Source organism: Pseudomonas sp. LBUM1660 (genome assembly GCF_059695935.1).
In genome coordinates this window covers 139,027-156,745 of record NZ_CP166795.1, presented here as the reverse complement: position 1 = coordinate 156,745, position 17,719 = coordinate 139,027, and the positions used below count along the sequence as shown (strand labels likewise).

The 17,719-nt window shown below is 61.8% G+C and carries 2 protein-coding genes and 1 pseudogene; 2 read left to right on the top strand and 1 reads right to left on the bottom strand.

The genetic code is table 11. The features are described from left to right. Positions 1–13: 13 nt before the first annotated feature. Complete coding sequence (locus ACA068_RS00700; protein ID WP_497306848.1) at positions 14–1,366, bottom strand: TolC family outer membrane protein; 1,353 nt, start codon at positions 1,364–1,366, stop codon at positions 14–16. Between the two features lie 361 nt (positions 1,367–1,727). On the opposite strand from ACA068_RS00700, the pseudogene ACA068_RS00695 reads away from it, so the two are divergent. Then, positions 1,728–6,728 (top strand): annotated as a pseudogene (locus tag ACA068_RS00695) (retention module-containing protein); the annotation flags it as partial. Continuing rightward, positions 6,717–17,660 (top strand): beta strand repeat-containing protein, encoded by a 10,944-nt coding sequence (locus ACA068_RS00690; RefSeq protein ID WP_497310517.1) that lies wholly within the window; start codon positions 6,717–6,719, stop codon positions 17,658–17,660. The pseudogene ACA068_RS00695 and the gene ACA068_RS00690, both read left to right, overlap by 12 nt. The last annotated feature ends 59 nt before the right edge of the window (positions 17,661–17,719 follow it).

The window sequence follows — 17,719 nt, the reverse complement described above, 5'->3', positions numbered from 1 at the left end:
AAAAAGGGAAGACTCAATTCATCCCGGGTAGCTGGACCTTGGGCTTCACGTCGTTCTGCACAACGGATGCCAACGGTGCGACCACTCCCTGGCTCTTGAGCAACTCGCCCATGGTCGCCTTGATTCGGTACTGAGTAAATAACTGAATGTTTTTGATCTCCGCCAGGCGACGTGAAGCGGTGAACAGTTCGTTTTCACTGTCGAGCAAGTCGAGCAAGGTACGCTCACCAAGGCTGAACTGCTTCTGGTACGCGGTGCGCACGCTGGTGCTGTGATCGACATATTGCTGGGCGATCGGCACTTGGGCATTGGCGTTGTTCAACGCATTCCAGGCCAGGCCCAGTTCTTCATTCAATACGCGCAGGGCGTTATTGCGGATATCCAGGGCCTGGTTAGACAGGTAGGACTTGGATTCCAGATCCGCCTTGTTGCTGCCGCCGGCATACAGATTGAAGCGCATGCGCAACATGGCCTGCCATTCATTGCTGTGACCGTTCTGACCGTCGAGATCGTTGTCGGCGGAGCGACCCAGCTCGGCATCGAAGCGCGGATAGAAGGACGATTTTGCGGCGTCGTACTGTTTCTCGGCGGCGGCGATATCGGACTCGGCCGAACGCAGGATCGGGCTGTTTTCCAGCATCTGCGCCCGGGCTTCATTCAAGTTGGCCGGCAATAGCGCGAGGAAATCGGCCGGACGCTCCAGTTGATCGGGCATCTGGCCCACGGCACTGAGGAAGTTGGTCTCGGCGTCCGCCAGGTTGGTTTGTTCGGTGATCAGGTTGTTGCGGGCCTGGGCCATACGCGCTTCGGCCTGATCGAGATCGGCACCGCTGCCGACGCCGCGCTGGGTGCGCAACTTGATCTGGTCAAAAATGCGCTCGTGGCTTTTCAGGTTATCTGTGGCCAGGCGCACGAACTCGCGGCGGGTCAGTACATCCAGATAAACCTGGGCCACGGTCAGAGCGGTACGTTCGGACGTGCCCAACAAGGAATAAGCGCGGGAATTAACGGTGGCTTGTTGACGGCCCACTTCACTGGACGTCGCAAAACCGTCAAAAACCATTTGCGACAGGCGCAAACTCGACTCGCTACGGTTGAGCGTTTCCCAATGATTGTTGTTGCCGGCAGCGCGAGTGGTGACGCTGTCAGTGCCTTCTCGACCATAACCGCCCAGCAGATCGACCCGTGGAAGGTATCCACCTTTTGCTGCTTTTAACTGATAATCCGCGGCCAATCGACTATTAACACCTGCCTGGATTTCCGGATGGACATCCAACGCTTGTTGCATGGCCTCCGGAAGTGACTGCGCCTGAACAAAACTGGCGGCAAGGGCGAAGGGTAAAGCCTTGAACAGGTGCAAACGCATGGTTGGAATTTCCCGGAATTACTTGTCTTGGATCACTGCAGAACGTGCCGCTGCATCGGATGATGACCATCGGAATGACCGTGTGTCGGAAAGGTTGAATTTGGAACTGAGTCACACTCTGTGGGGCAGGTAGTTACCTAAATATCAATGTGACATTACGGAGGCGAGTGTTTAGGATGACAACTGCAAGGTCAATAGTTTGGCATATAGTTTATAGCGAAAAAATATAGACAATTTGTTGACGATTACCCGCGTCAAAGTTGTGCCTCGAATATCTTGAAAAGTACGTCCAGACTGATTTTGGCGAACACGCCATCAGGTCCATGGAAGTCAACTGAACGTGACACCCGGAGAGTCTTCAATGAGCAGTGTTGTGGCCATCGTCAAAAGCATTGTCGGTCAGGTTTTCGCGGTGTCACCAGAGGGCATTCGCCGCGTACTCGTTGAAGGCGACCGGTTGTTTGTCGGCGACCAGGTAGACACTGGCGCGGCGGGCGCCGTTACGCTTGAACTGGCTGACGGCCGGACCCTGGACCTGGGCCGCGACACTCAATGGAGCGCCAGCGACCCGGATTCCAGCACGGACCTGTCAGAAGCCACTGCACAAGCCGCGCCATCGGTTGAAGAACTGCAACAAGCCATCGTTGCCGGCGCCGACCCGACCACTGAACTCGAAGCCACCGCAGCTGGCCCGACGGCTGCGGGCACGGGCGGTGCGGCAGGTGGCGGTCACAGCTTCGTGATGCTGGATGCCACCGCTGGCCGGGTCGACCCGACCATTGGTTTCCCGACGGCGGGCCTCAGCTCTGCGGCACAGGCTGCACAACTCACCACCGGTGGCCAGACGGCTGACACCAGCGCCAATGTGCAGCGCGAATCGACCCTGAGCCTGAGCGCCACGCCGACCATCACCGAAGCGGGTGGCATACTGGTTTACACCGCGACCCTGACCCAAGCACCGCTGACCGACCTGACCATCACCCTGTCCAACGGCTCGGTGATCGTGATCCCGGCCGGCCAGCTGACCGGCACCGTCAACGTCCCGCTCGCGCCGAACGACACTGTTTATAACGACTCGACCCAGATCAACGTGACCGTCACCGGCACCACGGGTGGCAATGGCATCACCGTCACCCCGCCGACGACTCCGGCCGTGACACAGGTCACCGACACCGTCGACACCACCACGGTCACCTTGACCGCTGGCGCCAGCGTCACCGAAGGCGGCCAGATTACTTACACCGCGACATTGACCAACCCGGCGCAGACACCGGTCACCATCACCCTGTCCAACGGTTCGACCATCACCATCGAGGCTGGCAAAACCACTGGTACTGTTGACGTGTCGACACCGGCCAACGACGTCTATAACAACGGCAGCACGGTCACCACCACCATTACCGGTGCCACCGGCGGCAATTTCGAGAACCTGGTGCCAAACCCGGCCCCGGCCGTGACCACCATTACCGACTCGCCTGACACCACCACCCTCACACTGACGGCGGGTTCGACGGTCACCGAAGGCGGCCAGATCACCTACACCGCCACGCTGAACAACCCGGCTCAGACGCCGGTCACTGTCACCCTGTCCAACGGTTCGACCATCACCATCGAAGCCGGCAAAACCACAGGCACCGTGAACGTCGACACTGCGGCCAATGACGTTTATCAGAACGGCAGCACCGTCAGCACCACGATCACTGGCGCCACCGGCGGCAACTTCGAGAACCTGGTGCCGAGCACCACGCCAGCGGTTACCACCATTACCGACTCGGTCGACAACACCGGCCTGAGCCTCAGCGCCACCGGCACCGTGGTCGAAGGCGGCCAGATCATTTACACCGCCACCCTGACCAACCCGGCCGGCACGCCGATGACCGTGACTTTGAGCAATGGCTCGGTCATTACCATCGAAGCGGGCAAGACCACCGGCAGCGTGACGGTCGATACGGCGGCGAATGACGTCTACAACAACGGCAGCACCGTCAGCACCACCATCACCGGGACCACCGGCGGCAATTTCGAACAGCTGACCCCAAGCACCACGCCAGCGGTCACCACCGTTACCGACTCGGTCGACAACACCGGCCTGAGCCTCACCGCCACCGGCACCGTGGTCGAAGGCGGCCAGATCATTTACACCGCCACCCTGACCAACCCGGCCGGCACGCCGATGACCGTGACCTTGAGCAATGGCTCGGTCATCACCATCGAAGCGGGCAAGACCACCGGCAGCGTGACCGTCGATACGGCGGACAATGACGTCTACAACAACGGCAGCACCGTCAGCACCACCATCACCGGGACCACCGGCGGCAATTTCGAGCAGCTGACCCCGAACACCGAGCCGGCACTGACCACTATTACCGACTCGAAGGACGACACCGGCCTGAGCCTGTCGGCGTCCACCGAAGTGGCCGAGGGCGGTCAGATTCTGTACACCGCAACCCTGACCAATCCGGCTGGCACGCCAGTCACCGTCACCCTTTCGAACGGCGCGGTGATCACCATCGCGGCCGGCGCCACCAGCGGTTCCGTCTCCGTTGCGGCGCCTGCCGATGACGTCTACAAAGACGCCGGCAAAGTTGAAGCGACCATCAAGGACGCCACTGGCGGCAACTTCGAGAACCTGGTGCCGAGCACTGTTGCGGCAGTGACTGACGTGACCGACACCCTCGATACCTCGACCGTCAGTCTGACCGCCAACGGCACCGTGGCCGAAGGCGGCACCGTGGTGTACACCGCGTCTGTGACCGCTCCGGTGACCGGCTCACCAGTTGTCGTGACCCTTTCGAATGGCCAGACCATCACAATTCCGGTCGGCGCCAGTTCGGGTAGCGTGAATTTTGTTGCACCAAACAATGCCCTCGCGGGCGGTGGCTCCTTGAGCGTCAAGATTGATGATGCCAAGGGCGGCAATTACGAGAAACTGGACGTCGATGGCAAGTCGGCGGACACCTCGGTGACTGACTCGGCCGACACCACCACCCTGAGCCTGACAGCAACCGATTCTGTCGCTGAAGGCGGTTCGATCGTTTACACCGCGAACCTGACCAATGCGGCCGGCACTCCAGTCACCGTCACCCTGAGCAACGGCGCCGTAATCACCATCGCCGCCGGCGCCACCAGCGGTTCCGTGACCGTCAAGGCACCAACCGATGACGTCTACAAAGACGCCGGCAAAGTCGAAGCGACCATCAAGGACGCCACTGGCGGCAACTTTGAGAACCTGGTGAAAGATCCGGCTGCGGCTGTGACTGACGTGACCGACACCCTCGACACGTCGACCGTCAGCCTGACCGCGACTTCGTCCGTGGTTGAAGGCGGCACCGTGGTTTACACAGCGTCCGTGACCGCGCCAGTGACCGGTTCGCCGGTTGTCGTGACTCTGTCCAACGGCCAGACCATCACCATTGCGGTCGGTGCGAGCAGCGCCAGCGTCAACTTCGTCGCGCCGAATGATGCCCAGGCCGGTGGCAGTTCGCTGAGCGTGAAAATCGACGACGCCAAGGGCGGCAACTACGAGAAACTCGACGTCGATGGCAAGTCGGCGGACACCTCGGTGACTGACTCGGCCGACACCACCACCCTGAGCCTGACAGCAACCGATTCTGTCGCTGAAGGCGGTTCGATCGTTTACACCGCGAACCTGACCAATGCGGCCGGCACTCCAGTCACCGTCACCCTGAGCAACGGCGCCGTAATCACGATCGCCGCCGGTGCCACCAGCGGTTCCGTGACCATCAAGGCACCGACCGATGACGTCTACAAAGACGCCGGCAAAGTCGAAGCGACCATCAAGGACGCCACTGGCGGCAACTTTGAGAACCTGGTGCCGAGCACTGTTGCGGCAGTGACTGACGTGACCGACACCCTCGATACCTCGACCGTCAGTCTGACCGCCAACGGCACCGTGGCCGAAGGCGGCACCGTGGTGTACACCGCGTCTGTGACCGCTCCGGTGACCGGCTCACCAGTTGTCGTGACCCTTTCGAATGGCCAGACCATCACAATTCCGGTCGGCGCCAGTTCGGGTAGCGTGAATTTTGTTGCACCGAACGATGCCCTCGCGGGCGGTGGTTCCTTGAGCGTCAAGATTGATGATGCCAAGGGCGGCAATTACGAGAAACTGGACGTCGATAGTAAGTCGGCGGACACCTCGGTGACTGACTCGGCCGACACCACCACCCTGAGCCTGACAGCAACCGATTCTGTCGCTGAAGGCGGTTCGATCGTTTACACCGCGAACCTGACCAATGCGGCCGGCACTCCAGTCACCGTCACCCTGAGCAACGGCGCCGTGATCACCATCGCCGCCGGCGCCACCAGCGGTTCCGTGACCGTCAAGGCACCAACCGATGACGTCTACAAAGACGCCGGCAAAGTCGAAGCGACCATCAAGGACGCCACTGGCGGCAACTTTGAGAACCTTGTGAAAGACCCGGCAGCGGCTGTGACTGACGTGACCGACACCCTCGACACGTCGACCGTCAGCCTGACCGCCACAAGCACCGTGGCTGAAGGCGGCACCGTGGTTTACACCGCCTCGGTCGGCGCACCTGTCACCGGCTCGCCTGTGGTCGTAACGCTGGCCAACGGTCAGACCATCACCATTGCGGTCGGCGCCAGCAGCGGCACCGTCAACGCCGTGGTCTCGAACGATGTGCTGAGCGGCCACGCGCCGGTGAGTAATTCGATCACCAACGTCAGCGGTGGCAACTTCGAAAACCTGGTCGCCGATAAAACCCCGGTCAGCACCAGCGTGACCGACACCGTCGACACCACCACCCTGTCGCTGACTGCCACTGGCAACGTCAACGAGGGCGGCTCGATCGTTTACACCGCGACCCTGACCAACCCGGCCGGCACTCCGGTCACCGTGACCCTGAGCAACGGTGCCGTGATCACCATTGCGGCCGGTAAAACTACCGGCACCGTGACCGTCGACGCACCGAAAGACGACGTTTACAAAGACGCCGGCAAACTGGAAGTCACCATCAAGGACGCCGCTGGCGGCAACTTTGAGAACCTGGTCACCAGCCCGAATCCGGCCGTGACCAACGTCGCCGACACCACTAACACCACACAACTGACCCTCAGCGCTGACAAGTCTGTGCTCGAAGGTTCGCACATCACCTACACCGCGACCCTGACCAACGCCGCGCAAACCCCGGTGACCGTCAAGCTGAGCAACGGCGAGACCATCACCATCGCAGCCGGCAAGACCAGCGGTTCGGTCACCATCGCGGCGCCAAGCGACGACGTCTACAAGGATGCCGGCAAGCTCACCGTCAAGATGACGGACGCCAGCGGTGGCAACTTCGAAAAACTCGACGTCAGCAAGACGTCAGTGAGCACCACCGTCAAAGACACGGTGGACTCAACGTCCCTGTCCCTGTCGGCCAGCCACACCGTGAGCGAAGGTGGCCAGATCACCTACACCGCCACCCTGAGCAACCCGACGGACACGGCGATGACCGTGAAGTTGAGCAACGGCGCAGTGATCAACATCGCCGCCGGCGCCAGCAGCGGTTCGGTCAACTTTGCTGCACCGGCCAACACGCCGTACATCGACGGTGGCAAAGTCCAGGCGACGATCGCCAGCCAGAGCGGCGGCAACTTCGAAAAAGTCGTCACCAACTCTTCGCCGGCGGTCACCACCGTCACCGATTCGACCGACACCACGGGCCTGAGCCTGAACGCCACCGGTTCGGTCGCCGAGGGCGGTTCGATCGTCTATACCGCGACCCTGACCAATGCCGCTGGCACCGCCATGACCGTGACGTTGAGCAACGGCGCGGTCATCAACATCGCCAAGGGCGCCACCACCGGTTCGGTGAACTTCGCCGCTCCCAAGGATGACGTCTACAAAGACGCGGGCAAAGTTGACGCCAGCATCACCAAGACAACCGGCGGCAACTTCGAAAACCTGGTAGCCGACAAGACGCCAGCGGTCACCGACGTGACCGACACCATCAACAACAGCACCGTCTCCCTGACCGCCACGGCCAGTACGGTCGAAGGCGGCACCGTGGTTTACACCGCGTCGGTCAATGCGCCAGTGACTGGCTCGCCGGTGGTGGTGGCGTTGTCCAACGGCCAGTTCATCACCATCCCGGTCGGCGCGAGTTCGGGTAGCGTGAATTTTGTTGCACCGAACGACGCCTTGGCTGGCAACGGTTCGCTGAGCGTGAAAATCGATGGCACCACCGGCGGCAACTACGAAAACCTGGTGGCGAATCAAACCCCGGCGGTTACTTCGGTAACCGACGCCAAAGACACCACCACCCTGAGCCTGAGCGCTTCGGATTCGGTGGCTGAAGGCGGCTCGATCGTCTACACCGCCACCCTGACCAACGCGGCCGGCACGCCGGTCACCGTGAACCTGAGCAACGGTGCCGTGATCACCATCGCAGCCGGCGCGACGGTTGGCTCCGTGACCGTCAAGGCACCGGCCGATGACGTCTACAAGGACGCCGGCAAGGTCGAAGCGACCATCAAGGACGCCAGCGGCGGCAACTTCGAAAACCTGGTCACCAGCCCGGCGGCTGCGATCACCGATGTGACTGACACCGTCGATACGTCGACCGTCAGCTTGACGGCCAACAGCAGCGTGGCGGAAGGCGGCACCGTGGTTTACACCGCATCCGTTACCGCTTCCGTGACCGGCTCGCCGGTTGTCGTGACCTTGTCCAACGGCCAAATCATTACCATTCCAGTGGGCGCCAGCAGCGCCAGCGTGAACTTCACCGCGCCGAACGATGCACTGGCCGGTGGCGGATCGTTGAGCGTGAAAATCGACGACGCCAAGGGCGGCAATTACGAGAAGCTGGACGTCGATGGCAAGTCGGCGGACACCTTGATTACTGATACCGCAGACACCACCACCGTCAGCCTGAGCGCTACCGACTCGGTCGCGGAAGGTGGATCCATTGTCTACACCGCAAATCTGACCAACGCCGCCGGCACGCCGGTCACCGTGAACCTGAGCAACGGTGCCGTGATCACCATCGCAGCCGGCGCGACGGCTGGCTCCGTGACCGTCAAGGCACCGGCCGATGACGTCTACAAGGACGCCGGTAAAGTCGAAGCGACCATCAAGGACGCCAGCGGCGGCAACTTTGAAAACCTGGTCACCAGCCCGGCAGCGGCGGTTACCGAGGTCACTGACACGCTCAATACGTCGACAGTCAGTCTGACGGCAACTGCCTCTGTCGCCGAAGGCGGCAACGTGGTCTACACCGCTTCCGTCACCGCGCCGGTCACCGGTTCGCCCGTCGTCGTGACCTTGTCCAATGGCGAAAAAATCACTATTGCGGTCGGCGAAAGCAACGCCTCGATCACCGTCAAAGCGCCGAACGATGCCTTGGTCGGCCACGAGCCGCTGACCAACGCCATCAAGGATGTGTCGGGTGGCAATTACGAGAACCTGGTCGCCGACAAGACCCCGGCCTCGACCGCCATCAGTGACACCCTGGACACCACCAAAGTGACCATGACTGCCAGCGCCTATGTGGTCGAGGGCGGCACCATCACTTACACCGTCAACCTCAGCAATGCCGCCGGCACTGACATGACGGTCAAACTGAGCAACGGAGAGAGCGTGGTGATCAAGGCCGGCGACAAGTCGGGCTTCATCACCGTTCCGGCGCCGAGCGATGACGTCTACAAGGACGGCAGCAAAATCACCGTTGGCATCGCCAGCACCGACGGCGGCAACTTCGAAAAACTCGACGTCAGCAAAACCACGCACACCACCACCGTCAACGACACCATCGACACCACCACGCTTAAACTCAGTGCCGATGTGAGCACGGTCGGCGAAGGTGGTCAGATCACCTATACCGCCACACTGAGCCACCCGGCCGACACGGCGATGACCGTGACCCTGAACAACGGCCTGGTGATCAACATCAAGGCCGGCGAGTCCAGCGGCTCGGCGCCGTACACCGTGCCGAATGACGTCTACACCGGCGCCTCGCCCGTCAGGGCAGCGATCGCGGACAGCACGGGCGGCAACTTCGAAAAACTCGACACCGACCGCTCGGCCGTCGTCACCAACGTGACCGATAGCGCTGACACCACCACCCTGAGCCTCAGTGCGACTGATTCCGTGGCTGAAGGCGGCTCGATTGTCTACACCGCGAACCTGACCCACGCGGCCGGTACGCCGGTCACCGTGAACCTGAGCAACGGCGCAGTGATCACCATCGCGGCCGGCGCCACCAGCGGCTCCGTGACCGTCAAGGCACCGGCCGATGACGTTTACAAAGACGCAGGCAAAGTTGAAGCAACCATCAAGGACGCCACTGGCGGTAACTTTGAGAACCTGGTCAAAGACCCGGCTGCGGCCGTCACTGACGTGACCGACACCGTCGACACCTCGACGGTCAGCCTGACCGCCACTCCTTCCGTGGCCGAAGGCGGCACCGTGGTGTACACCGCGTCCGTCTCCGCGCCAGTGACCGGTTCGCCAGTCGTTGTAAACCTTTCGAATGGCCAGACCATCACCATCCCGGTCGGCTCGAGCAGCGCCAGCGTGAATTTCACCGCGCCGAACGATGCCTTGGCGGGCGGCGGATCGTTGAGCGTCAAAATCGACGACGCCAAGGGCGGCAACTACGAGAAGCTGGACGTCGACGGCAAGTCGGCTGACACCTCGGTCACCGACTCGGCGGACACCACCACGCTTAGCCTCAGTGCGACTGATTCCGTGGCTGAGGGCGGTTCGATTGTCTACACCGCCAACCTGACCCACGCGGCCGGCACGCCGGTCACCGTGAACTTGTCGAATGGCGCGGTGATCACCATCGCCGCCGGCGCCACCAGCGGCTCCGTGACCGTCAAAGCACCTACCGATGACGTCTACAAAGACGCCGGCAAAGTTGAAGCGACCATCAAGGACGCGACTGGCGGTAACTTCGAAAACCTGGTCAAGGACCCGGCGGCTGCGGTTACCGATGTGACCGACACCATTAACACCTCGACCGTCAGCCTGACGGCCAACGGTACCGTGGCCGAAGGCGGCACCGTGGTGTACACCGCGTCCGTCACTGCGCCAGTGACCGGCTCGCCAGTCGTTGTAAACCTTTCAAATGGCCAGACCATCACCATCCCGGTCGGCTCGAGCAGCGCCAGCGTGAATTTCACCGCGCCGAACGATGCCTTGGCGGGCGGCGGATCGTTGAGCGTCAAAATCGACGACGCCAAGGGTGGCAATTACGAGAAGCTGGACGTCGATGGCAAGTCGGCTGACACCTCGGTCACCGACTCGGCCGACACCACCACCCTCAGCCTCAGCGCAACTGATTCCGTGGCTGAGGGCGGTTCGATTGTCTACACCGCCAACCTGACCCACGCGGCCGGCACGCCAGTCACCGTGAACTTGTCGAACGGCGCGGTGATCACCATCGCCGCTGGTGCCACCAGCGGCTCCGTGACCGTCAAAGCACCCGCCGACGACGTCTACAAAGACGCCGGCAAAGTTGAAGCGACCATCAAGGACGCGACTGGCGGTAACTTCGAAAACCTGGTCAAGGACCCGGCGGCTGCGGTTACCGATGTGACCGACACCGTCGACACCTCGACGGTCAGCCTGACCGCCACTCCTTCCGTGGCCGAAGGCGGCACCGTGGTGTACACCGCGTCCGTCTCCGCGCCAGTGACCGGTTCGCCAGTCGTCGTGACCCTCTCCAACAATCAGACGATCACCATCCCGGTCGGCTCGAGCAGCGCCAGCGTGAACTTCGTTGCACCGAACGATGCCTTGGCGGGCGGCGGATCGTTGAGCGTCAAAATCGACGACGCCAAGGGCGGTAATTACGAGAAGCTGGACGTCGATGGCAAGTCGGCTGACACCTCGGTCACCGACTCGGCCGACACCACCACGCTTAGCCTGACAGCAACCGATTCGGTCGCTGAAGGTGGTTCCATTGTCTACACCGCCAACCTGACCCATGCGGCCGGCACGCCAGTCACCGTGACCCTGAGCAACGGCGCAGTGATCACCATCGCCGCCAACGCCACCAGCGGCTCCGTGACCGTCAAGGCACCGGCCGATGACGTTTACAAAGACGCAGGCAAAGTTGAAGCAACCATCAAGGACGCCACTGGCGGCAACTTCGAAAACCTGGTCACCAGCCCGGCGGCTGCGATCACCGATGTGACTGACACCGTCGATACGTCGACCGTCAGCTTGACGGCCAACAGCAGCGTGGCGGAAGGCGGCACCGTGGTTTACACCGCGTCCGTTACCGCTCCGGTGACCGGCTCGCCGGTTGTCGTGACCTTGTCCAACGGCCAAATCATTACCATTCCAGTGGGCGCCAGCAGCGCCAGCGTGAACTTCACCGCGCCGAACGATGCCTTGGCGGGTGGCGGATCGTTGAGCGTGAAAATCGACGACGCCAAGGGTGGCAATTACGAGAAGCTGGACATCGATGGCAAGTCGGCTGACACCTCGGTCACCGACTCGGCCGACACCACCACCCTCAGCCTCAGCGCAACTGATTCCGTGGCTGAGGGCGGTTCGATTGTCTACACCGCCAACCTGACCCACGCGGCCGGCACGCCGGTCACCGTGAACTTGTCGAATGGCGCGGTGATCACCATCGCCGCCGGCGCCACCAGCGGCTCCGTGACCGTCAAAGCACCTACCGATGACGTCTACAAAGACGCCGGCAAAGTTGAAGCGACCATCAAGGACGCCACTGGCGGTAACTTCGAAAACCTGGTCAAGGACCCGGCGGCTGCGGTTACCGATGTGACCGACACCATAAACACCTCGACCGTCAGCCTGACGGCCAACGGTACCGTGGCCGAAGGCGGCACCGTGGTGTACACCGCGTCCGTCACTGCGCCAGTGACCGGCTCGCCAGTCGTTGTAAACCTTTCAAATGGCCAGACCATCACCATCCCGGTCGGCTCGAGCAGCGCCAGCGTGAATTTCACCGCGCCGAACGATGCCTTGGCGGGCGGCGGATCGTTGAGCGTCAAAATCGACGACGCCAAGGGCGGCAACTACGAGAAGCTGGACGTCGATGGCAAGTCGGCAAACACCTCGGTCACCGACTCGGCGGACACCACCACCCTCAGCCTCAGCGCAACTGATTCCGTGGCTGAGGGCGGTTCCATTGTCTACACCGCCAACCTGACCCATGCGGCCGGCACGCCAGTCACCGTGACCCTGAGCAACGGCGCAGTGATCACCATCGCCGCCAACGCCACCAGTGGCTCTGTGACCGTCAAGGCACCGGCCGATGACGTTTACAAAGACGCCGGCAAAGTTGAAGCGACCATCAAGGACGCCACTGGCGGTAACTTCGAAAACCTGGTCAAGGACCCGGCGGCTGCGGTTACCGATGTGACCGACACCATAAACACCTCGACCGTCAGCCTGACGGCCAACGGTACCGTGGCTGAAGGCGGCACCGTGGTGTACACCGCGTCCGTCTCTGCGCCAGTGACCGGTTCTCCGGTAGTTGTGACCCTGTCCAACAACCAGACGATCACCATCCCGGTCGGATCGAGCAGCGCCAGCGTGAACTTCACCGCGCCGAACGATGCCTTGGCCGGTGGCGGCTCCCTGAGCGTCAAAATCGACGACGCCAAGGGCGGCAATTACGAGAAGCTGGACGTCGATGGCAAGTCGGCTGACACCTCGGTCACCGACTCGGCCGACACCACCACGCTTAGCCTGACAGCAACCGATTCGGTCGCTGAAGGTGGTTCCATTGTCTACACCGCCAACCTGACCCACGCGGCCGGCACGCCAGTCACCGTGAACTTGTCGAACGGCGCGGTGATCACCATCGCCGCTGGTGCCACCAGCGGCTCCGTGACCGTCAAAGCACCCGCCGACGACGTCTACAAAGACGCCGGCAAAGTTGAAGCGACCATCAAGGACGCCACTGGCGGTAACTTCGAAAACCTGGTCAAGGACCCGGCGGCTGCGGTTACCGATGTGACCGACACCATAAACACCTCGACCGTCAGCCTGACGGCCAACGGTACCGTGGCTGAAGGCGGCACCGTGGTGTACACCGCGTCCGTCTCTGCGCCAGTGACCGGTTCTCCGGTAGTTGTGACCCTGTCCAACAACCAGACGATCACCATCCCGGTCGGATCGAGCAGCGCCAGCGTGAACTTCACCGCGCCGAACGATGCCTTGGCCGGTGGCGGCTCCCTGAGCGTCAAAATCGACGACGCCAAGGGCGGCAATTACGAGAAGCTGGACGTCGATGGCAAGTCGGCAAACACCTCGGTCACCGATACCGCTGATACCACCACTGTCAGCCTGAACGCGACCAACTCGGTCGCTGAAGGCGGTTCGATCGTTTACACCGCAAACCTGACCAATGCCGCAGGCACTCCGGTGACTGTGACCCTGAGCAACGGCGCGGTGATCACCATCGCTGCTGGTGCGACTGCCGGTTCCGTCACCGTCAAGGCTCCCGCCGACGACGTCTACAAGGACGCAGGCACGGTCCAGGCGACCATCAGCAACGCCACCGGTGGCAATTTCGAAAACCTGGTCAAAGACCCGGCCGCCGCCGTCACCAATGTCACCGACACCCTCGACCGGACCGAAGTCAGCATCACCGGCAGCACCTCGGTGACCGAAGGCCAGACCGCCAGTTACACCCTCAGCCTGACGAGCCCGGCGCAGACCGAAGTCACCCTGAAGATCACCTACAGCGGCACCGCTGCCGACGGTTCGGACTTCACCGGTGTGTACACCGTGAAGATTCCGGCGGGTAGCAGCACGGCGAATTTCAACGTCGCGACCCTGGACAACAGGATCACCGAAGGCACTGAAAACTTCGTGGTCAAGATCGACTCGGCCACCGGCGGCAACTTCGAGAACCTGGCGATCAGCGCATCCAACGGCAGCATCAGCACCGCGATCGTCGACAACGACGCGCCGCCCGTGCTCGACCTGGACGCCAACAACTCCAGCGGCGCCACCGGTGCCAACTACAACGTGACCTTCACCGAAGGCACTACCGGACAAGGCGTATCAATCGGCGACACCGACCTGAAAATCACCGACCCGGACAGCACGATGCTGACCGGCGCGACCATTGTGCTAACCAACCGTCAGCCGGGCGACGCGCTGAACCTGGGCAACAGCGTCAACGGCATCACCATCAATGCCAACAGCAAAGAGGGCACGGTCACGCTGACGTTGTCCGGCAATGCGACGCTGGCCGACTACATGCAACAGATCAAAAACATCAGTTTCACCAACAACAGTGAAGACCCGAGCACCGTGCCGCGGATCATCACCGTGACGGTGACCGATGGCAGCAACTACTCCAACACCGCGACCACCACCGTCAACGTCGTGGCGGTGAACGATGCGCCGACGGCCGCGCCGGTCAATGTCACCGGCACCGAGGACACCCCGCTGATCCTCGGCTGGTCGACCTTCGGCGTCAGCGATGTCGACAGTCCGGCCGCCAGCCTCGGCGTGAAAATCACCGGCCTGCCGGGCGAAGGCAAATTGCAGTACCTGAACGGTTCGAGCTGGACCGACGTGACGACCAACCAGACCCTCTCCAAGGCTGACATCGACGCGGGTAAAGTGCGCTTCCTGCCGGATGCCAACGAATCCGGCGCCAATGGCTACGGCGGCATCGGCGTAGGCAACAATCTGGCGGACTACGCACAGATCAAGTTCCAGCCAACCGACGGTTCGCTGCTGGGCAATACTGGCACGATCAAAATCGACATCACGCCGGTTGCTGACGCGCCGTCCTTGAGCGTTGCGGACAACAGTGTCAAATCCACCGGGCTGATCAAGGAAGTCTGGACCGGCCTGTCGGGCCTCGGCACCGACGGCAGCGGTGCGGCGACGAACACGCTGAAGTCGGTGATCGACGCAGCCGGCAAACCGAACAGCAGCACCACCGCGACCAACGTGCAGTCCGACGGCAGCGTGACCGCCGGCACCGCGTCGAAAACGTCCGGCCTGATCTACCTCGAAGCGGGCAAGACTTACACCTTCAGCGGCACCGGCGATGACAGCCTGCTGGTGACCATCGGCGGCAAGAACGTCGCGGCCATCACCTGGGGTGCGGGCGGCAACCTGAACGGTTCGTTCATCCCGACCACCAGCGGTTACTACACGCTGGACATCTACCACCACAACCAGAGCGGCCCGGGCAGCTATGACGTCAACCTGTCGGTCAACGGCGGGGCGGCAGTCGACCTGAGCAGCGCTGGCGTGCCGTTGTACACCGGCATTGCAGACCTGGCCGCCTCCGGCGTGACAGTGTCCGATTTGCACGGTACCAACGGTGAAGGCTACTACGACGGCTACAAGCTCAACGAAGCAGCGGAAGGCACCAGCGTTCATCTGTCGGCGATCAAAACAGCCCTGACGGACACCGACGGCTCCGAAAGCCTGAGCGTGAAGATCAGCGGCATCCCGGCGGGTTCCGTACTCACCGATGGCGCCGGCCACACCTTCACCGCCAGCACCACGTCGGGTGAGGCCAACGTCACCGGCTGGAACCTCGGCTCCCTAACCGTGACCCCGCCGCCGTACTACAACGGCCAGTTCAACCTGACCGTGACCTCGACCTCCACCGAGGCCCTCGGTGGTTCGGCGCCAAGCACCGCGACGATCCCGGTCACCGTTTACCCCGCGGTCTACAACGCCATCACCGCCACGGCGGCCAATGACACCATCACCGGCACCGACGGCAACGACATCATCGTCGCCGACATCGGTGGGCTGACCGTGGTGCCGGGCACCAACTACAACATCGCCTTCATGGTCGACAGTTCGGGCAGCATGAGCGCGTCGTCGGTCAGCTCAGCCAAAGACTCGCTGACGTCGGTGTTCAACACCCTCAAGCAGAGCATGGGCGGCAACTCGGGGACGGTGAATATCTTCCTCGTGGACTTCGACACCCAGATCAACAAATCGGTGTCGGTCAACCTGAACGATCCGAACGCACTGACCTTGCTCAAATCTGTTCTGGACTCCATGTCGTCCGGCGGCGGTACGAACTATGAGGACGTGTTCAAAACCACGGCCAACTGGTTCCAGAGCGCCGACGCGGTCGCCAACAAGGGCGCGACGAACCTTACGTACTTCATCACCGACGGCAAACCGACTTACTACCAGAGTGATGAATCGAGCAACCCGAATCTGTATGGCGGCGCCAAACTCGACAGCGTCATCACCACCAGCAATTACAAGTTGGGCCAGGCGATCAGCCTGTACCCGGACAGCAACCACCAGATCGATATCACTGCTTCGGGCTACGTTACGGTCTGGAGCAAGTCCGGGAACAGCTGGTCTTATAAAGAGTTCGGCGCATTGCACGCCCAAGGCGATGGTACGTATGAGTTCTCGTCCCGCGATGGCAGCGGCGGCAGCACCAGTGGGGACGCCATCGACAACTCCACCGACAGCTTCGCGCTCCTGAGCAAAGTCTCGACAGTAGAAGCCATCGGCCTGAATAAGGACGTAACTCTTGGCGATCTGACACCTTACGATTCGGACAAGACGCCGCAAACCAACATCGACCCCAAAGACCTGGCCAACTCGATCATCGGTCACACCGAAGCGACATTGCCGGGTGCCGACACGGTCAATGGCGGCAATGGTAACGACCTCCTGTTCGGCGACCTGGTGAGCTTCAACGGCATCGCCGGCGAGGGTTACCAGGCGATGCAGGCGTTCGTTGCCAAAGAGACCGGCGTGGACGTCAGCAAAGTCACCACCAGCAACGTGCACCAGTACATCACCGAGCACTACAGCGCATTCGATGTGTCCGGCGCCCATGACGGTAACGACACGCTGTTGGGTGGCGCGGGCAATGACATTCTCTTCGGCTCGGGGGGCAATGACCTGCTCGACGGCGGCAAGGGCAATGACATCCTGCTCGGCGGCACGGGTAATGACTCGCTGATGGGCGGTCAGGGCAACGACATCCTGATTGGCGGCTCGGGTGCGGATACTTTTGTCTGGAAATCCGGCGACACCGGCAACGACGTGATCAAGGACTTCAAGGCCAGCGAAGGAGACCGCATCGACCTGCGCGATCTGCTGCAAGGCGAAACCGGCAGCACCATCGACAACTTCCTGAAGATCAGCACGGTGGATGGCGTGTCGTCGCTGCAAGTCAGCTCCGGCGGCAAGTTCAACTCAGGCGATGCGGCCGCCGCAACGCCGGATGTGACGATCAAACTGGAAGGCAACAACTGGTCCAGCGCCAACCTGAACTCGTTGATTGCCGGCAGTGACCCGACCATCAAAGTCGATCACAACAACAGCTGATCCAACGAAAAACGGCCGCCCTGATGGGGCGGCCGTCACGTTTGCGCCCATCCCCCGGT

Excerpts from the sequence above, each read along its gene's own strand:
- ACA068_RS00700 (WP_497306848.1), bottom strand. The coding sequence starts at position 1,366 with ATGCGTTTGCACCTGTTCAAGGCTTTACCCTTCGCCCTTGCCGCCAGT.